Annotated in this window: 15 protein-coding genes; 7 read left to right on the top strand and 8 right to left on the bottom strand. The window is 62.7% G+C overall.

Annotation, left to right across the window (positions count from 1 at the left end):
• Nucleotides 1–85: 85 nt before the first annotated feature.
• The 8 genes from L8K08_RS21400 to pilG all read right to left on the bottom strand — a co-directional run bounded on the left by L8K08_RS21400 (nucleotide 86) and on the right by pilG (nucleotide 11,210).
• Complete coding sequence (locus L8K08_RS21400; RefSeq protein ID WP_242199828.1) at nucleotides 86–334, bottom strand: DUF6124 family protein; 249 nt, start codon at nucleotides 332–334, stop codon at nucleotides 86–88.
• A gap of 326 nt (nucleotides 335–660) precedes the next feature.
• Nucleotides 661–1,056: a hypothetical protein gene (locus L8K08_RS21395; protein ID WP_242199827.1), complete on the bottom strand. Its 396-nt coding sequence runs from the start codon at nucleotides 1,054–1,056 to the stop codon at nucleotides 661–663.
• 307 nt (nucleotides 1,057–1,363) lie between these two features.
• Entirely contained in the window at nucleotides 1,364–1,819 is a 456-nt protein-coding gene (locus L8K08_RS21390; protein WP_242199826.1) for a chemotaxis protein CheW, read from the bottom strand.
• Nucleotides 1,812–7,628 carry an Hpt domain-containing protein gene (locus tag L8K08_RS21385; protein ID WP_242199824.1) on the bottom strand — a complete coding sequence of 1,939 codons (5,817 nt, stop codon included), beginning with the start codon at nucleotides 7,626–7,628 and terminating at the stop codon, nucleotides 1,812–1,814. Before L8K08_RS21385 ends, L8K08_RS21390 begins: the two co-directional genes overlap by 8 nt.
• A 177-nt stretch (nucleotides 7,629–7,805) precedes the next feature.
• The gene (locus L8K08_RS21380) at nucleotides 7,806–9,857 is read right to left on the bottom strand and encodes a methyl-accepting chemotaxis protein (RefSeq protein ID WP_145157715.1); all 2,052 of its coding nucleotides are present in this window, start codon (nucleotides 9,855–9,857) and stop codon (nucleotides 7,806–7,808) included.
• The gene (locus L8K08_RS21375; RefSeq protein ID WP_119737459.1) at nucleotides 9,854–10,378 is read right to left on the bottom strand and encodes a chemotaxis protein CheW; all 525 of its coding nucleotides are present in this window, start codon (nucleotides 10,376–10,378) and stop codon (nucleotides 9,854–9,856) included. The genes L8K08_RS21380 and L8K08_RS21375 overlap by 4 nt, the downstream gene beginning before the upstream one ends.
• 12 nt (nucleotides 10,379–10,390) lie before the next feature.
• Nucleotides 10,391–10,756, bottom strand: a complete 366-nt coding sequence (pilH, locus tag L8K08_RS21370) for a twitching motility response regulator PilH (protein ID WP_014720320.1) — start codon at nucleotides 10,754–10,756, stop codon at nucleotides 10,391–10,393.
• 46 nt (nucleotides 10,757–10,802) lie between these two features.
• Nucleotides 10,803–11,210, bottom strand: coding sequence for a twitching motility response regulator PilG (pilG, locus tag L8K08_RS21365; protein ID WP_106575669.1), 408 nt, complete (start codon nucleotides 11,208–11,210; stop codon nucleotides 10,803–10,805).
• A 239-nt stretch (nucleotides 11,211–11,449) separates the two neighbouring features.
• Between pilG and gshB the strand changes: the two genes are divergently transcribed.
• The 7 genes from gshB (at nucleotide 11,450) to L8K08_RS21330 (ending at nucleotide 17,545) form a co-directional block, all read left to right on the top strand.
• Complete coding sequence (gshB, locus tag L8K08_RS21360; RefSeq protein ID WP_099550340.1) at nucleotides 11,450–12,403, top strand: glutathione synthase; 954 nt, start codon at nucleotides 11,450–11,452, stop codon at nucleotides 12,401–12,403.
• Nucleotides 12,404–12,480: 77 nt separating this feature from the next.
• Nucleotides 12,481–13,386, top strand: coding sequence for an energy transducer TonB (locus tag L8K08_RS21355; RefSeq protein ID WP_106575671.1), 906 nt, complete (start codon nucleotides 12,481–12,483; stop codon nucleotides 13,384–13,386).
• A gap of 276 nt (nucleotides 13,387–13,662) precedes the next feature.
• Nucleotides 13,663–14,232, top strand: coding sequence for a YqgE/AlgH family protein (locus tag L8K08_RS21350; protein ID WP_106575672.1), 570 nt, complete (start codon nucleotides 13,663–13,665; stop codon nucleotides 14,230–14,232).
• A complete protein-coding gene (gene ruvX / locus L8K08_RS21345; RefSeq protein ID WP_003195067.1) occupies nucleotides 14,232–14,669 on the top strand; it encodes a Holliday junction resolvase RuvX in 438 nt (145 codons plus the stop codon). The genes L8K08_RS21350 and ruvX overlap by 1 nt, the downstream gene beginning before the upstream one ends.
• Before the next feature lie 72 nt (nucleotides 14,670–14,741).
• On the top strand, nucleotides 14,742–15,248 hold the full coding sequence (pyrR, locus tag L8K08_RS21340) for a bifunctional pyr operon transcriptional regulator/uracil phosphoribosyltransferase PyrR (protein ID WP_106575674.1): 507 nt from the start codon (nucleotides 14,742–14,744) through the stop codon (nucleotides 15,246–15,248).
• Between the two features lie 24 nt (nucleotides 15,249–15,272).
• The gene (locus tag L8K08_RS21335; protein ID WP_159960639.1) at nucleotides 15,273–16,277 is read left to right on the top strand and encodes an aspartate carbamoyltransferase catalytic subunit; all 1,005 of its coding nucleotides are present in this window, start codon (nucleotides 15,273–15,275) and stop codon (nucleotides 16,275–16,277) included.
• The gene (locus L8K08_RS21330) at nucleotides 16,274–17,545 is read left to right on the top strand and encodes a dihydroorotase (protein WP_242199823.1); all 1,272 of its coding nucleotides are present in this window, start codon (nucleotides 16,274–16,276) and stop codon (nucleotides 17,543–17,545) included. Before L8K08_RS21335 ends, L8K08_RS21330 begins: the two co-directional genes overlap by 4 nt.
• The last annotated feature ends 54 nt before the right edge of the window (nucleotides 17,546–17,599 follow it).

Below are 17,599 nucleotides of genomic sequence, written 5' to 3'. Positions count from 1 at the left end.
ACTGACACGCCGCCATCGCTGGCAAGCCAGCTCCCACATTTGTTCGGTGGTGTCTGTTAAAAATCGGTCCCTGTTTGGGACCGCTTCAACCTACCGGCGCAGGGCTGACGTGTTCCAGCGCTCTATCGACCAGCAACTGACTCAACTCGGCCATTTGCTGAATGCCGAGCATGATTGCGCGCTGGGAGGTGTCCAGGTTGAAGGCCAGATTGCAGGTCATGGCGTTTAGCGAGGACAAAGTTTCGCTGGCGTTGACCAGCAGGGTTTCAGTGTTCTGATGGGGGTGTACGGTGAAAAGCTTGGAAGCAGGTGGATTGGGGGTAGGTTTGACCATGATGAAACTCCTAAACAGTTAGTAAGGAGCGCCACCGTTCGCTTGCACGCGAATGAGGGTGGCGACCGTGCGCAGGTGTGCAAGACCGGGCCTGTTTAGGACACCCAGCAGGTCCGAAGACCTCCTGCGCGCAGCCGCCATAAAGCAGCGAGCACAAAAAACGCCCGTGGTTGGCTGGGCGTTTTTACGCCTAAACAGTTTCGTCGGACTTGCACGTCCGTGTCACCGTTTTTTCGATGACGGGACGAAGACTAGCCGCCATGGCTACCCGCAACAAGTTCATGCACAGCCCGAAATCTTGCAGGAAAAATCCGAAGACTGGCCCATCACAAAGCCATCATCACCTTGACCGTTCCAAGTCCCTCCAGCGCATAACTGTGGTACTCATACACCCTCCCCTGAATAATCAGGTGCAGCGCGCCGCCTTCATCACTCACTTGAACATCGGGCTCTTTGGTTTTCAGAAAAGGATGTGCAGACACTAATGCGGTGAGTATTTCCTGATCACTCCCCAAGTCCTCATGGACGTAGTACCTGTAGGAAAATCCTACGGTCGCACCGCCCTGGCCGTCTCGCGCACCATAGATCGAGGTGCCGTTGCCCAATGAATGTTTCAACACCACTTGATCCAGATCCGGTGTTCCGGGAGATATGATCCAACTGACGCCGATATAGATAAGGCAGACCACAAGCAGGCAATTACGCAGAAACGGTACGGCCATTTTCGGATCCTTGCTGGCAGTGATGGAGTGCAGAAACTAGCCACTCCACTCAAACCTGAAAACCCGCTAATCCAAATGCAGAACTCGCCTACAGCAACTCCATCCCATTCCGACATGTGAGCGGTCAATCCGCATCATGAGCAGATCAAAATGGCGAAAAGGTACGATCATCATCTTGGGCCGAACACAATTCAGTGTGGGAGCTGGCTTGCCTGCGATAGCGGTGGGTCAGTTGTTGATGCAGTAACTGACAGGCCGCCATCGCAGGCAAGCCAGCTCCCACATTGGATCTTCACAAGGCTTATGGTCAGGCCAGGCCGGATTCGACCAACAAGGCTTCAAGCCCCATAAGGTCGGGCACCTTCGCCACATGTTCCCCCACTTGCACCGCTGCCAGTTCCAGCGGGCACAGCGGCACGTCCACGTAACTCAACTGGCTATCCAGCTTGTACGAACGCGGAATGCCCTGAATCACCATCGCAATAAACTTCAACGTCGGCCGCCCGCCCAGTGCGTTCAGCACCACAATCCGCGAGCGCTCGCCGGTCAAGCTGGCCTCGCCGCACACGGCTTCAAAGCTGATCAACGGCAACTGCCGGTCGCGCCATGTGACTTGCCGCAGGTACCACGGCGGTGCGTCGCTGGCCGGTTCGCCGCGCTGGAAGTCGATCAGTTCGGCGATGGCGACGTTGGGAAGCACCAGGTGGCGGTCGGCCAGGGGCAGCAGCAGGCCGGTGAGTTGGCTGGTGCGGTGGTCAAGCATGGGACTTGCTCCAGTAGGCGATGCTTTCCAGCAGCACCGACTCTTGGTACGGCTTGCCGAGGTAGTCGTTGACGCCAATGGCCATGGCGCGGTCGCGGTGTTTTTGGCCGGTGCGCGAGGTGATCATGATGATCGGCAGGCGCATCAAGCGTGGGTCGTTGCGCACCTGGATCGCCACTTCGAAGCCGTCCATGCGCGGCATTTCGATGTCGAGCAGCATCAGGTCCGGGGTGTGTTCTTCGAGCAACGCGATGGCGTCGATGCCGTCTTTGGCGGTCAGCACGTTCATGCCGTTGCGCTCCAGCAGGCGGCTGGTGACTTTGCGCACGGTGACCGAGTCGTCTACCACCAGCACCAGCAGCGGGCGTTTTTTCAGCGGGTCGTTGAGGATCAGCGGCGCGTCCACCGACTGGGCCGGCAACGCCGGTTGGCGGGCGCGAATGTGCGCCAGCAAGTCGATAATCAGCACCACGCGACCATCACCCAGAATGGTCGCCCCGGACAAACCCTGCACGCCGGCAAACTGTGGCCCCAGGCCCTTGACCACGATCTCGCGCGTACCGGCCATGGCGTCCACGTGCACCGCCACGCGCCGCTCGTTGCATTGCACCAGCAGCACCGGCACTGGCTGGTATTGGCCGAGCAGTCTGGGCCGGGCGACGGTGTGCAGCAGGTCGCCCAAATAGAACAATTCATAACGCTGGCCGGCGTATTCGTAACGCGGCGGATCTTGCTGATAGTGCCCGGCCAGCTCATGGGGCAACACGCGCACCAGGCCTTCAATGGTGTTGAGCGGGATCGCATATTGGTCGTCCGCGCATTGCACCATCAGCGCGCGATTGACCGACACGGTAAACGGCAGGCGAATGCGAAAGTGCACGCCCGCGCCCGGCGTCGAGTCGATGAACATCGAGCCACCGAGCTGGCGCACTTCTTCGTGCACCACGTCCATGCCCACGCCGCGCCCGGAAATCTGGGTGATTTTTTCGGCGGTGGAAAAGCCCGGCTGCAGGATGAACTGCAACACGTCGCGGTCGCTCATGTCTTGATCAGGCGCGAGCAGGCCGCGCTTGATCGCCTTGCGCCGCACCGCGTCCAGGGGCACACCGGCGCCGTCATCGCGCATGTCGAAGACGATATCGCCGCCTTCGTGGGTCAGGTCCAGGCTGATACGGCCCTTCTCGGGTTTACCGGCCAACACGCGCGCCTCGCGGGACTCCAGGCCATGGTCGACGGCATTGCGCAGCATATGTTCAAGCGGCGCCACCATGCGCTCCAGCACGTTGCGGTCCATCTCGCCTTCGGCATTGCCGACCACGAATTCAACGTCCTTGCCCAACTCCTCCGCCACCTGGCGCACGATGCGCTTGAGGCGCGGCAGCATGCGTTCGAACGGCACCATGCGCGTGCGCATCAGGCCTTCCTGCAGCTCGGTGTTGATGCGCGCCTGTTGCTGCAACAGGTTGTGTGCATCCCCGTTGCGACGGTCGAGGGTTTCCTTGAGGTCCAGCAGGTCGGAGGCCGATTCGGACAGCGCGCGCGACAACTGCTGCAGCTGCGAATGACGGTCCATTTCCAGCGGGTCGAATTCTTCATAACCCAGGCGCTCGGCCTCGGCCTGCTGACGACTGAGAATGCGGCCCTGGGTTTCGGTGTCGAGGCGGCGCAGTTGGTCACGCATGCGCTCGATGGTGGTTTCGACTTCGTTGAGCGCGATACGCGCGTCGTTGACCTGCTGCTCGATACGGCCACGGAAGATCGAGGTTTCACCGGCCAGGTTGACCAGATCATCAAGCAAGTCAGCGGAAATTTTCACCATGTCGGCGCCGGGGTCCACCGCCGCTTCGGCCTTGCCGGCCGGCAAGGCTACGGGCGCCAGCGGCTCATCACCGGGGTGCACCAGGCTTCTGATGCGCTTGATGAGTTTATCCACCGACCCCACCGGCAAACCGCCCGCCACCGCGTCGATCATCTGCGCCAGGCGGTCATGGCAGCCTTGCAGCAAGGCGAACAGTTCCGGCGACGGCGCGAGCAAACCGGCAGACAAGCCTTCGTAGAGAAACTCCAGCTCATGGGCCAAATCGCCAATCGGCCCGATTTCGACCATGCGCGCGCCGCCCTTGAGGGTGTGCAAGTCGCGCAGCAAGGTTTCCACCTCCTGGCGATTGCTCGGCTCGGCCTGCCAGCGCAGCAACGCGCTGCTTGAACTGTCGAGAATATCGGCGGCTTCTTCGAGGAAGATATCCAGCAACTCGGGATCAGCCGCTGCGGTTTCAGGTTCTGTGGGCGCAGTGGCGGGCGCGTTGTTCTGGCGCAACGCGCGCAACTGAGCGATCAAATCACTGGAGTCGCTCAGGGGTTGGTGGTCTTGCAATTGATCGAGCTGCAAGGCCAGCCGCTCATGGCTGGCCATCAATACTTGGGACAGTTCGGTCGAGTAACTGTAGCGGCGGTCCACCAGGCCTTCGTACAGGCATTCCAGCTCATGGGCGAGGTCGCCAATCGGGCCGATTTCGGCCATGCGCGCGCCGCCCTTGAGGGTGTGCAGGTCCCGCTGCAACGACGACAACGGCGCCGCGCTGTCCGGTTCCAGCAGCCAGCGTTTCAGCGACTGCCCGGCGCTGTCGAGGATGTCGACTGCCTCTTCCAGGAAAATCTCGACGATCTCGTCGTCCATCGCTGTGTCCTGGCCCAACCGGGCCGTGGCAGCGCCCAGTTCGGAGATGCTTGGGGCGCGCCCGCCGTCGCTTTTAATCAGGCCGGTGGCGGACGGGTCGAGGGCTTCGTCCAGCAGTTCGCGCAGGGCGTCTACCCGAGCCGGCGCCGGGCTGATTTCCTGGCCGGCCGCCAGTTGGTCGAGCATGTTGATCAGCGCTTCATGGGCCTGTTCGGCCTCATGGAAAAACCGTTCGCTGACCGCCAGGCTGCTCTCTTCCACAGCGCCATAGAGGTCGAGCAAGGCTTCGCAGAGTTCGTCGATGGCGTGCAGGTCGGCGATGTGCGCGCCCTCGCCCAGGGTGGTCAACTCGTCCAGCAGCGCGGTCAGTTCCTGGCGTTCGCCGGGGTGTTGCTGCCAGCGGCGCAGCAGGCTTTCGGCATCCAGCAGGATGTCCATGCCCTGGGCCAGGAAGTTGCTGATCAACTGCGCGTCGCGCTTGATGCGCAGCCCGGTGTTGGGCGCGTCGAGCAAGGCTTGCAGCTGCTGGTCGAGCAGGCTTTGCGTGCGGCTGATCAACTCTGCCGCGCCCTTGATCGGCACCAGCGGATCACTGTCCAGCTGACGCAACCCGCGCTGGAACAGGGCTTCGGCTTCCAGCAGCAGTTCCACTTCATCCAGGTCCAGCGGCAGGCGGTGGGCCTTGTATTCGCGGGTCAGGTGATCGAGCGGGCGCGCCAGTTCGGCCATCGGCAACACGCCGGCCATGTAGGCGCTGCCCTTGAGGGTGTGCAGGGCGCGTTGCAGTTCATCGCTGACTTGCAGCGGCATATGCTCGGCGGCCTGTTGCAGAAAGTGGTTGAGGCTCTCCAGGTGGCTCTGGGCTTCGTTGCGAAAGATCTCCAGCAACATCGGGTCATGGGGCTCTGCGGCCGGTTGAGTGCCGCTGGCCAAGGCGTGGGCACGGGCCGCCAGGGCGTCGACTTCATCGCGCTGGCGTTGGTCGTCGGCCGCAAAGTCGGCGATCAGCTCCGGCAGCAGGGCCACGGCCTCATCCAGCACCTGTTGCACGTCAGCGTCGAGCGCCACGCTGCGTTCGAGCACACGGTTAAGCAGGTTTTCCACGGCCCAGGCCAGCTCGGCCAGTACCAGGGCGCGGACCATCCGGCCGCTGCCTTTGAGCGTGTGGAAGGCACGCCGCATCTCGCTTTGGGCGGTTTTGTCGGCGCTGTTGGGCAAGTAGCGGTGCAGCACTTCAAGGACTTCATCGGTTTCTTCGAGGAAGACTTCGCGCAGTTCATCGTCGACAGGTTCTTCGCCAACGGGCGGCGGCAAGAGGCTGCCCGGACGGTGCAGGGCAGGCGGATTCAGGCGTGACGTGGGGTTGGCCAATGCATCAAATTGGGACTGGCTCGGTGCGATCTCTGTCGACAGGGCGCCATCCGGCGCGGCCAGGGCCTGGCGCCAAGGCTTTTCGACCGGCAGATAGCCGAGTGCAGCCAGGCCTTGGGTGGCCAGCTCCAGCACGCGTTCGCCGGCGGCGTCGGGGTCCTGAAGCATGCGTTCCAGGTAGTATTCCAGGCTGCTGACCACGTCGGCGAAATGCGCCAGCTGCGCCTCGGGCGGTGGCGCAGCGCCGGTCATCAACTGTTCATCGACATAATCGGTGCAACCACGCATCAGGCTCGCCGCACGCGGCAGCGGAATCATCGCCAACGCGCCGCGCACCTGGCTGAGCAGCTCGGGCAGCGACTCCAGGCGCTGGCGGTCCCAATCGGCCTCAAGGCAATCGATCACCAGCTCTTTGGCCTGGCGCAGGCATTGGCAGGATTCGCGGATCACCAATTGATGAATCTGGGTCAGGTCGGTGGTGGGCAGGCGGCTCTCTTCGCGGCTCTCCGGCTCGACGGTGCCGGCCATGCCCGCCAGCGTGGCCTCGACGTAGAGCAAGGCGCCGGCAACATCCATCAACACCGCGTCATTGGGCTCGCGCTGGCCCTGCACCAGGCTCAGCACCACCGCCAGTTGATCGATGATGACCTTACGCGGCTGGCCAAAGCCCAGCACCGCCAAGGTGTCGGCGATCTGGCGCAGTGGCGCCAGCAGGGCATCGAGGTCGTTGGTGTGTTGGCGGTCGCTGCGCACGAACAGGTCGAGGCGCTCCTTGACCCGCACCAGTTCCTCGCACAAGGCGCCGAGCACCGAGCCCATGGCATTGCGGTCCGGTCCGGCCAAACGTGCACGCTCGGCATCGACCACGGCGCTGTCGGGCAAGGCTTCATCCAGCCCGTAGCGTTCCTTGAGGCTTTGCATGCGCGGCGTCGGCCGGGTGACCTTGGCCACGTAGAACAGCAAGCTTTTTAGCAGTTCATCCGGCGCGGGCTGGTTAATGCCGCCGATGCCCTGGACCAGCAGACGCTTGAGTTGCTTGTCGCTGGCCTTGAGCAGGCTGCGCAGCGCCGGGCTGTTGGCGATCACGCCGGTGAGCATGCCTTCGACCAGCGCCGAGGTGACTTGCCACAACGGCAGCAATGGCGCGCCCTGGCACAACGCCTCGAGGCGCGCGAACACCCGCGCCATGTCTTCCAGGTTGCTGGGGCCGTGGTCCTCACGCAGCAAACCGGCCAGGGCCTGTTGCAGCAGTTGATGCCACTGGCGCAGTTGCTCGTGAAGGTCCGGCAGTGTGCGTTGGGCCAAGGCCTCGTCGGGCAACGGCGCAATCGACAACAGCTGCGGGCTGAACAGGCTGGTCTCCGACAGCAGGCTTTCACCGCGCGCACTGCGCAGGTCGTTGAGCAGCGGCAACACCACCAGCGGCAGGTCGCGGCGGGCGCTGTGCACGCGGTCGAGGTACAGCGGCAGTTGCCCGAGGGCCTGTTGCAGCAGGCGGATGCTTTCATCGCGCTGGCTGACGCGCTCGGCTTGCAGGGCCAGGGCCAGCGCTTCGATCTCTTCGGCCAGCAGCGCTGCGCCGTAGAACTCGACCATCTGCAGCGCGCCATGCACTTGGTGGATACCGGCCAGGCACTCGGCAATGGCGTCGCTGTCGCGGGTTTCGACAAACGCGTCCAGCGCCGAACGGGCCTGTTTCAGGGTTTCGGCAATGTCGCCCTTGACCCATTCGAGGGCCACGTAGTCGTGCCGATCAACCATAACTGCTCCGCTTAGAATTCGTGAATTGCGTGTGTTGCCAAGAACAATGGAGATCCACTGTGGGAGCTGGCTTGCCTGCGATCGCGGTGGGTCAGCTGCAGATGGATCAACTGACAGTCCGCTATCGCAGGCAAGCCAGCTCCCACAATTGGACTGGGGTGTTGTCTAGCGTGCATTTCAATCGTCTACCTGTTTAGGCGGTGGCAGGGTGAAACCCGACACCGACCGGCGCAACTGGCTGGCCATCTTCGCCAGGTTGCCGATGCTCTCCGCCGTGGCGGTCGAGCCCGATGACGTCTGCGTGGTGATCTGCTGGATCACGTTCATCGTCAGGGAAATCTGCCCCGCCGACGAGGTCTGTTGCTGCGCCGCGTTGGAAATACTCTGGATCAACGCCGCCAGGGTTTTCGACACGCCTTCGATCTCTTCCAGCGCCACCCCGGCGTCTTGCGCCAGCCGCGCGCCACGCACCACTTCGGTGGTGGTCTGTTCCATGGAAATAACCGCTTCATTGGTGTCGGTCTGGATCGCCCGCACCAGGGTTTCAATTTGGCGTGTGGCGGCGGATGAGCGCTCGGCCAACCGCTGCACTTCGTCGGCCACCACGGCAAACCCGCGCCCGGCGTCACCGGCCATGCTCGCCTGGATCGCGGCGTTGAGAGCAAGGATGTTGGTCTGGTCGGCAATGTCGTCGATCAAGCTGACGATGTCGCCAATCTCCTGGGACGATTCGCCCAGGCGTTTGATGCGCTTGGCGGTGTCCTGGATCTGCTCGCGAATGTTGTCCATGCCGTGGATGGTGTTGTGCACCACCTCATTGCCCTTGTTGGCAATTTCCACCGAGCGCTCCGCCACCGCCGAGGACTCGGCGGCGTTGGCCGACACCTGGTCGATGGATTGGGCCATCTGATTGATCGCGGTAGAGGCCTCGGCGATTTGCTGGGCCTGATGCTCCGAGGCCTGGGCCAGGTGCATGGCGGTGGCCTGGGTTTCCTGCACCGCGCCGGCCACTTGCCCGGCCGTGAGGTTGATGGTCGCCACCAGATCGCGCAGCTGGTCAACCGAATAATTGATGGAGTCGGCGATGGTGCCGGTGAAGTCTTCGGTGACCGAGGCGGTCACCGTCAGGTCACCATCGGCCAGGTCCTCGATTTCATCGAGCAGGCGCATGATCGCGTTCTGGTTGCGCTCGTTTTTCTCGGCGGTTTCATGCAACTGGCGGTTGGTCTCGCGCACCATCACCAGGCCGATCAGGATGATCGAGGTCAGCGCCAGCAAGCCCAATACGTAGCCGCCGATGGTGTCAAAGCTGCGCCCGCTGGCGAGGTTTTCAAACCCGGTGGCCAGGTGCGAGGCTTCATCGAGCAGGGTTTGCGACAGGTTGAAAATATTGCTCGCCGAGGCGCGTACCTGGAACAGCTGCGGCGAGGTTTCGAGGATTTCATCCACGGAGCCGGAGACAAATTCAAACAGCTCGGCGATTTCCGCCAACCGCGCACGGGCGTCGTGGTCTTCAACCTGAGCAATGCGCAGGCCGGCGTTACCCTGGAGCATGCCGTTAAGCACTTGGCCAAAACGGTTGGCGTCGCGGCCAAAGGCATCGGCGGCCTGCACCGAGGTTTCGTCGCCGGCCAACACGGTGTTGACTGCGCCCAAGATGCGTTCGGCCAGCAATGATTGGCGCTGGGCCAACACCACCTGGCTGGCCGGGGCGCCGCGTTGCAGCAGAATGTCGACGACCTTTTCCGATTCCATCTGCAATTGCGGCACGGTTTCGGCCAGGGTCGCGGCCACTTGGTGCAACGACAACACGGTCTGTTCGCTGGCGAGAATCGCGTCGGTGTTTTTCAGCAGTGCTTCCCAATCGGTCTGCACCGCGCGCATTTCGGCGCGTACCGCGTTGGGTGCAGCCGGCAGGCCGGTCTCGGTATCGCCTTTTTTCAGATAGCCCCAGCGCTGGGCGAAGTCGTTGCGTGCATCGCCCAGCAGCTTGAACGCGGCCGCCTTGCCGGCGGCGGCTTCCGTGGCGTTCTTGGCAATGCGCTGGGACAGCACGCGCAGCTCACCGGCGTGGCCGATGTACTGCTTGTCGTACGTGGACTGGGTATTGAGGTACGCGAAGTTGGCGAACAACAGCATGATGAACACGATCAGCGCGATAAACAGCACGATGATCTGCGAACGGCTGCGCGATGCGGCTTGCGGTTTGGGCGTGGTAGCGGTGGTCATGCGGCAACATCCATGAAGCCTGGGGCCTGGGCCAAAGCGAAGGGGCTGAAGACCTGCCACAGCTGGTCACTGTCGAACTGGCCCTGGATAAACGGCGCAGTGGGCGCGGTGCTCGCCAACAGTGCGTCTTGTGCGAAATGCTGCATGCCCACCACCTCGTCCACCAGCAGCCCGACAAACAAGTCGTTGAATTCCACCACCAGCACTCGCCGTTGCTTGCGGGCCCTGGACAGCCCGAGGTCGAGGAACCCGCCCAGGTCCATCACCGGCAGCAAACGCCCACGCAGGTTGGCCACGCCTTTGACCCAGGGCTTGACCCCGGGCATCAAGGTGCAACGCGGTTCATGCAACACCTCGGCGACTTCGCCCATCGGCGCCACGTACCAATACGGTCCCAGGCGAAAACCGATCCCGCTCCAACGTTGCAGGCGGGTTTCCTGGGACGGCAGGTCGGCGGCCAGCAGGCGGCAGCGGCGGTCGATGTCCAGCAGCAGCTCGAAGGCGGTTTGTGACTCGGTCATGATGGCGTGCCGTCAGCCGGCCAACACCTTGTTCAGGGTGGCGATCAGGGTTTCTTCGTCCACGGGTTTGGTCAGGTAATCCTTGGCGCCCTGGCGTGCGCCCCAGATTTTGTCGGTTTCCTGATCCTTGGTGGTGATGATGATGATCGGGATGCCGTTGGTTTCCGGCTCCTTGGACAACTGGCGGGTAGCCTGGAAGCCATTGAGGCCCGGCATCACGATGTCCATCAGTACGGCGTCGGGCTTTTCCTGACGGGCCAGGGCCACGCCGTCTGCGCCGTTTTCGGCTTTGAGGACCTGGTGGCCGTGCTTTTCCAGCATGCCGGTCAGTTTGTACATTTCGGTCGGCGAATCGTCGACGATCAGAACACGTGCCATGGTTTTCCCCACTACATTGGTGGACGCCGGCCCTTGTGAGGCGGTGTCAGTGTGCTTGTTCTACTGCGGCGAAGCCGGGCACGTAGGCCTTGATCGCGCTCAGCAGTTCTTCCTTGCTGAAAGGCTTGGTCAAAAACTGATCGACACCCACGATGCGCCCCTTGGCCTTGTCGAACAGGCCGTCCTTGGAGGACAGCATGATCACCGGAATCGACTTGAACGCCGGGTTGTTCTTCACCAGCGCGCAGGTTTGATAGCCATCCAGGCGCGGCATCATGATGTCGACAAAGATAATGTGCGGGTGATGATCAACAATCCGGGCCAGTGCATCGAAACCGTCGATGGCCGTGATGACTTCGCACCCCACGTTCTTCAACAGGGTCTCGGCGGTGCGGCGGATTGTTTTCGAATCGTCGATCACCATCACTCTCAAGGCGTTGGAATGCTGTTCCATATCTGCTCTACCATCGCCACAGCGAATCGGTTTTCGGTGTGTACTGCCTGATGTTGCACAGGATGAGCGCTGCAAGCCTTGGAATTCAAGGGCTGCTGCACCGTGGGAGTCTTTTTAGCACAGTCTCCGGGCGCAATCTATCGAGCAACCGGCCAGGTGGTTTTTCCTTGACCCACAACAGCCGCAGCGCCACTCTGACGCCACTTTTATGCGCCCTAATTTGCTAGAGGAAATCCCCCATGAGCGTTCGCGTCGGCATTGTCATGGACCCTATCGCCAGCATTTCCTATAAAAAGGACAGCTCGCTGGCTATGCTCCTGGCCGCCCAGGCCCGCGGCTGGACGCTGTTCTATATGGAGCAGCGCGATCTTTATCAGGGCGACGGCGAGGCCCGCGCACGCATGCGCCCGCTGCAGGTGTTTGCCAACCCTGAAAAGTGGTTCGAGCTTGCGGATGAAATCGACAGCCCCTTGAGCGATCTGGACGTGATCCTGATGCGCAAGGACCCGCCGTTCGACATGGAATTCGTTTACTCCACTTACTTGCTGGAACAGGCCGAGCGCGCTGGCGTGCTGATCGTCAACAAGCCGCAAAGCCTGCGCGATTGCAATGAAAAGCTGTTCGCCACCCTGTTCCCACAATGCACGCCGCCTACCGTGGTCAGCCGCCGCGCCGATGTGTTGCGTGAATTCGCCGCCAAGCACGGCGACGTGATCCTCAAGCCGCTGGACGGCATGGGCGGCACCTCGATCTTCCGCCACCGCGCTGGCGACCCAAACCTGTCGGTGATCCTGGAAACCCTGACCGCGCTGGGCACCCAGCAGATCATGGGCCAGGCTTACATTCCGGCGATCAAGGACGGCGACAAACGCATCCTGATGATCGACGGTGAGCCGGTGGATTACTGCCTGGCGCGTATCCCGGCCGCAGGTGAAACCCGTGGCAACCTGGCAGCCGGCGGTCGCGGTGAAGCGCGTCCACTGTCGGACAAAGACCGTTGGATCGCTTCCCAAGTCGGCCCAACACTGCGCGAAAAAGGCCTGCTGTTCGTAGGACTGGACGTAATTGGTGAGAACCTCACCGAAATCAACGTCACCAGCCCGACCTGCATTCGCGAGATCGACAACGCATTTGGCACGAACATCGGCGAAATGCTGATGGCGGCCATCGAGCGCAAGCTGCAAGCCAAGTGACATAGAACAGCCGGACACACACCAACATTGCGTTATCATGCGGCACCTGTGAAACGCGCGATGTTGGTTTTTTTGTCATGACGCTCCCGCCCGATCTGCCCCCCGAACTCTCCCACAGCGGCGTGCGCCCGGCTGATCGGCTCGGATTTACCCTGTTTCTGGCAGCGCTGATCCACCTCGCTTTGTTACTCGGCCTGGGTTTCACCTTTGCCGAGCCCAAGCAGATCACCAAAACCCTGGAAATCACCCTCGCCACGTTCAAAAGCGAAAAAAAGCCTGAAAAGGCTGACTTTCTGGCCCAGGACAATCAGCAAGGCAGCGGCACGCTCGACAAAAAGGCCGTGCCCAAGACCACCGAAGTGGCGCCGTTCCAGGACAACAAGGTGAATAAAGTCACCCCGCCGCCGACGCCCAAGCCTGAGGTCAAGCAGGCCGCGCCCAAGGCCGCCGTGACCACTGTTGCGCCAAAACCGCAAAAAGCCCCGACCCAGCGCGAGAAAACCAAGACCGAGCCGCAGCCCGAGCCGGTCAAGCCAGCGCCGACCTTCGACAGCTCGCAGCTCTCCGACCAGATTTCCAGCCTCGAAGCCGAACTGGCCAACGAACAACAGCTGTACGCCAAGCGCCCGCGCATCTATCGCCTGAACGCCGCCTCGACCATGCGCGACAAAGGCGCCTGGTATAAGGACGAATGGCGCAAGAAGGTTGAACGCATCGGTAACCTCAACTACCCGGATGAAGCGCGGCGCCAGCAGATCTATGGCAATTTGCGCTTACTGGTGTCGATCAACCGCGACGGTTCGTTATATGAAGTGCAGGTGCTGGAGTCGTCCGGCCAACCGTTGCTGGACCAGGCGGCCCAGCGCATCGTGCGCCTGGCCGCGCCCTTCGCGCCGTTTACCGGCGACTTGAACGACATAGACCGCCTGGAAATCATCCGCACCTGGAAGTTTGCCCGGGGTGATCGGCTGTCCAGTAACTGATCATTCCTGCACTCTGCCAAAGGCAGCGGGCCCTCGTGGCGAGCGGGGCTGTCGTGGCGAGCGGGCTTGCCCCGCGTTGGGCTGCGAAGCGGCCCCAATAGGGCCACCGCGTTCTGCCTGAAAAACCACAGCGCCAGATTTCAGGGCCGCTTCGCGCCCCAACGCGGGGCAAGCCCGCTCGCCACGACAAGCCGGCTCGCCACAACAGCCCCGCTCGCCACAATTAGCGTCCGCCGCAGCTTGTCAGTTCGCCCCTCCGACGCCACACTAGCGGACATGAAAAATGTCAGCCCGACCTACCTCAAGCACCAATTCCTGATCGCCATGCCCCATATGGCCGACCCGAACTTTGCGCAGACCTTGACCTACATCGTCGAGCACACGGCCAATGGTGCCATGGGGTTGGTGGTGAACCGCCCGCAAGAGCTGAACCTGGCCGATATTCTTGAGCAACTGCGCCCGGAGATCGACCCGCCGGCGCGCTGCCAAAATGTACCGATCTACATCGGCGGGCCGGTGCAAACCGATCGCGGTTTTGTGCTGCACCCCACCGGGCCGAAGTTCCAGGCCACGGTCGACCTGGAAGGCGTGTCGTTGTCCACTTCCCAAGACGTGTTGTTCGCCATCGCCGACGGCGTGGGGCCTGAGCAAAGCGTGATCACCCTCGGCTACGCCGGTTGGGAAGCCGGGCAACTGGAAGCCGAACTGGCCAGCAATGCCTGGCTGACCTGTCCGTTCGACGCCGACATTCTATTCAACACAGCCAGTGAGCTGCGCCTGGAAGCGGCGGCAGCCAAGTTGCGGGTCAACCTCAACCTGCTGACCAGCCAGGCGGGGCACGCCTGATGGCCTTGCGTTTGATCCTCGGTTTTGACTACGGCACCAAACAGATCGGCGTAGCGGTCGGCCAGGTAATTACCGGCCAGGCCCGCGAGCTGTGCACCTTGAAAGCCCAGAACGGCGTGCCGGACTGGAACCAGGTCGAGGCCCTGATCAAGGAGTGGAAGCCCGACGCCGTCGTGGTCGGCCTGCCTTTGAACATGGACGGCACCCCCAGCGACATGTGCCTGCGCGCCGAAAAGTTCGCCCGCCGCCTCAATGGCCGCTACAACCTGCCCTTCTATACCCACGATGAGCGCCTGACCACCTTTGAAGCCAAGGGTGAGCGCCGTGACCGTGGCGGGCAGAAAGGCAGCTACCGCGACAACCCGGTGGACGCCATCGCGGCCGCCCTGCTGTTGCAGGGTTGGCTGGATGAAAACACCGCTTTATTTGAATCCTGACTGACGCGGCTTGCCGCGTCTTTTTACGTTTGAGCCCGGACCTTGCCTGCGCGAGGCCTTGAAGGAGCCACCATGAGCCTGCCCAATCCCGCCGACCTGATCAGCCAGATGGCGATTCGCCTCAAGGCGCACCTGCAACACCGTGCCATCAGCGAACCGCGCTTTATCGGCATTCGCACCGGTGGGGTGTGGGTGGCCCAAGCGTTGCTGGAAGAACTGGGCAGCGATTCGCCGCTGGGCACGCTGGACGTGTCTTTCTACCGCGACGACTTCAGCCAGAACGGCCTGCACCCACAAGTGCGCCCTTCGGCCCTGCCGTTCGAGATTGAAGGCCAGCACCTGGTGCTGATCGACGACGTGCTGATGAGTGGCCGCACCATCCGCGCCGCCATGAACGAGTTGTTCGATTACGGCCGCCCGGCCAGCGTGACGCTGGTGTGCCTGCTCGACCTGGACGCTGGCGAATTGCCGATCAGCCCGGATGTGGTCGGTGCCACCCTGTCGCTGGAGGCCCACCAGCGGGTAAAATTGTCCGGTCCCACGCCGCTCGAACTCGAACTGCAAGACCTTGCCCTTTAAACCGCCTTGTACAGAGTCCCCGCGATGACGCCTCTAGATGCCAAGCGCCCGCTGCAGCTCAATGCTCAGGGCCAGTTGCAACACTTCTTGTCCCTCGACGGTTTGCCCCGCGAACTGCTGACTGAAATCCTCGACACCGCCGACTCGTTCCTCGAAGTCGGTGGCCGCGCGGTGAAGAAGGTCCCGCTGCTGCGCGGCAAGACCATCTGCAATGTGTTCTTCGAGAACTCCACCCGCACCCGCACCACCTTTGAACTGGCGGCCCAGCGGCTGTCGGCCGACGTGATCACACTAAACGTGTCGACCTCGTCGGCGAGCAAGGGCGAGACCCTGCTCGACACCCTGCGCAACCTCGAAGCCATGGCCGCCGACATGTTCGTGGTGCGCCACGGCGACTCCGGCGCCGCGCACTTCATCGCCGAGCATGTGTGCCCGAACGTGGCAATCATCAACGGCGGCGACGGCCGCCACGCGCACCCGACCCAAGGCATGCTCGACATGCTGACGATCCGTCGGCACAAGGGCGGTTTTGAAAACCTCTCGGTGGCCATCGTCGGCGACATCCTGCACTCGCGGGTCGCGCGCTCGAACATGCTGGCCCTCAAAGCCCTGGGTTGCCCGGACATCCGCGTGATCGCACCGAAAACCCTGCTGCCGATCGGCATCGAGCAGTACGGCGTGAAGGTCTACACCGACATGACCGAAGGCCTCAAGGACGTGGACGTGGTGATCATGCTGCGCCTGCAACGCGAGCGCATGGCCGGTGGCCTGCTGCCGAGCGAAGGTGAGTTCTACCGCCTGTTCGGCCTGACCACCGCGCGGTTGGCCGGCGCCAAGCCGGATGCCATCGTCATGCACCCAGGGCCGATCAACCGTGGGGTTGAGATTGAGTCGGCGGTGGCCGACGGCAGCCAATCGGTGATCCTCAACCAAGTGACCTACGGCATCGCCGTGCGCATGGCGGTGTTGTCCATGGCCATGAGCGGGCAAACCGCGCAACGTCAATTCGAGCAGGAGAACGCCCAGTGAAGCTCAGCATTCTCGGCGCCCGAGTCATCGATCCGGCCAGTGGCCTGGATCAAGTTACCGATCTTCACCTGGAAGCCGGCAAAATCCTCGCCATTGGCGCTGCGCCTGCGGGCTTCAGCGCCAGCGAGACGATCGACGCCAAAGGCCTGGTGGCCGCGCCTGGTTTGGTCGACCTGAACGTCGCCCTGCGTGAACCGGGTTACAGCCGCAAAGGCACCATCGCCAGCGAAACCCGCGCCGCCGCTGCCGGTGGCGTCACCAGCCTGTGCTGCCCGCCGCACACCAAGCCGGTGCTCGACACCTCGGCGGTGACCGAGCTGATCCTGGACCGTGCCCGCGAAGCCGGCAATTGCAAAGTGTTCCCCATCGGCGCGCTGAGCAAAGGCCTGGAAGGCGGACAACTCGCCGAGCTGATCGCCCTGCGCGACGCCGGTTGCGTGGCATTCGGCAACGGGCTGGACAGTTTTCGCAGCACGCGCACGCTGTGCCGCGCCCTGGAATACGCAGCCACCTTCGACCTGACGGTGATCTTCCACTCCCAGGACCGCGACCTGGCCGAAGGCGGCCTGGCCCATGAAGGCGCCGTCGCCAGTTTCCTCGGCCTGCCGGGTATTCCCGAAACCGCTGAAACCGTGGCCCTGGCCCGTGATCTGCTGCTGGTAGAGCAAAGCGGTGTGCGTGCGCACTTCAGCCAGTTGACCAGCGCGCGCGGCGTGGCCTTGATCGCCCAGGCGCAAGCGCGCGGCCTGCCGGTGACGGCGGACGTGGCGTTGTACCAGCTGATTCTGACCGATGAAGCGCTGATCGATTTCTCCAGCCTTTACCACGTGCAGCCACCGCTGCGCACGTTGGCCGACCGCGACGGTTTGCGCGCGGCCGTGAAGTCGGGTGTGGTCTCGGCAATCTCCAGCCATCACCAACCGCACGAGCGTGATGCCAAGCTGGCGCCGTTTGGCGCGACCGAGCCGGGCATCAGCAGTGTCGAACTGTTGCTGCCGCTGGCGATGACCCTGGTGCAAGACGGTCTGCTCGACCTGCCAACGCTGTTGGCGCGCCTGAGTGCCGGCCCGGCTGAGGCCTTGCGCCTGCCGGCAGGCAAAGTGGCGGTGGGTTCAGCGGCGGACCTGGTGCTGTTTGATCCGGCCAGCTCCACGGTTGCCGGGGAACACTGGCTGTCCAAGGGCGAAAACTGCCCGTTCATCGGCCATAGCCTGCCGGCGACGGTGCGGTACACCTTGGTCGATGGGCGGATCAGCTACCAGGCCTGATAAGTCGCAAAACCTGAAGTGGGCACAGTACATGTGGGAGCTGGCTTGCCTGCG

It is taken from the genome of Pseudomonas sp. TREG-RG-20F-10-E-6-01, from assembly GCF_022662455.1.
In the GTDB taxonomy this organism is placed as follows: domain Bacteria; phylum Pseudomonadota; class Gammaproteobacteria; order Pseudomonadales; family Pseudomonadaceae; genus Aquipseudomonas.
The sequence above is the reverse complement of the archived record's forward strand: the minus strand, read 5'-3'. Positions and strand labels throughout refer to the sequence as shown.

What these genes read in the sequence shown, in the direction of transcription:
- L8K08_RS21395 (WP_242199827.1), bottom strand. Translation starts at nt 1,056, where the DNA reads ATGGCCGTACCGTTTCTGCGTAATTGCCTGCTTGTGGTCTGCCTTATC.
- L8K08_RS21335 (WP_159960639.1), top strand. Translation starts at nt 15,273, where the DNA reads ATGACGCCTCTAGATGCCAAGCGCCCGCTGCAGCTCAATGCTCAGGGC.
- L8K08_RS21375 (WP_119737459.1), bottom strand. Translation starts at nt 10,378, where the DNA reads ATGACCGAGTCACAAACCGCCTTCGAGCTGCTGCTGGACATCGACCGC.
- L8K08_RS21350 (WP_106575672.1), top strand. Translation starts at nt 13,663, where the DNA reads ATGAAAAATGTCAGCCCGACCTACCTCAAGCACCAATTCCTGATCGCC.
- L8K08_RS21400 (WP_242199828.1), bottom strand. Translation starts at nt 334, where the DNA reads ATGGTCAAACCTACCCCCAATCCACCTGCTTCCAAGCTTTTCACCGTA.
- pilH (WP_014720320.1), bottom strand. Translation starts at nt 10,756, where the DNA reads ATGGCACGTGTTCTGATCGTCGACGATTCGCCGACCGAAATGTACAAA.
- pilG (WP_106575669.1), bottom strand. Translation starts at nt 11,210, where the DNA reads ATGGAACAGCATTCCAACGCCTTGAGAGTGATGGTGATCGACGATTCG.
- L8K08_RS21355 (WP_106575671.1), top strand. Translation starts at nt 12,481, where the DNA reads ATGACGCTCCCGCCCGATCTGCCCCCCGAACTCTCCCACAGCGGCGTG.
- gshB (WP_099550340.1), top strand. Translation starts at nt 11,450, where the DNA reads ATGAGCGTTCGCGTCGGCATTGTCATGGACCCTATCGCCAGCATTTCC.
- pyrR (WP_106575674.1), top strand. Translation starts at nt 14,742, where the DNA reads ATGAGCCTGCCCAATCCCGCCGACCTGATCAGCCAGATGGCGATTCGC.
- L8K08_RS21380 (WP_145157715.1), bottom strand. Translation starts at nt 9,857, where the DNA reads ATGACCACCGCTACCACGCCCAAACCGCAAGCCGCATCGCGCAGCCGT.
- ruvX (WP_003195067.1), top strand. Translation starts at nt 14,232, where the DNA reads ATGGCCTTGCGTTTGATCCTCGGTTTTGACTACGGCACCAAACAGATC.
- L8K08_RS21385 (WP_242199824.1), bottom strand. Translation starts at nt 7,628, where the DNA reads ATGGTTGATCGGCACGACTACGTGGCCCTCGAATGGGTCAAGGGCGAC.
- L8K08_RS21390 (WP_242199826.1), bottom strand. Translation starts at nt 1,819, where the DNA reads ATGCTTGACCACCGCACCAGCCAACTCACCGGCCTGCTGCTGCCCCTG.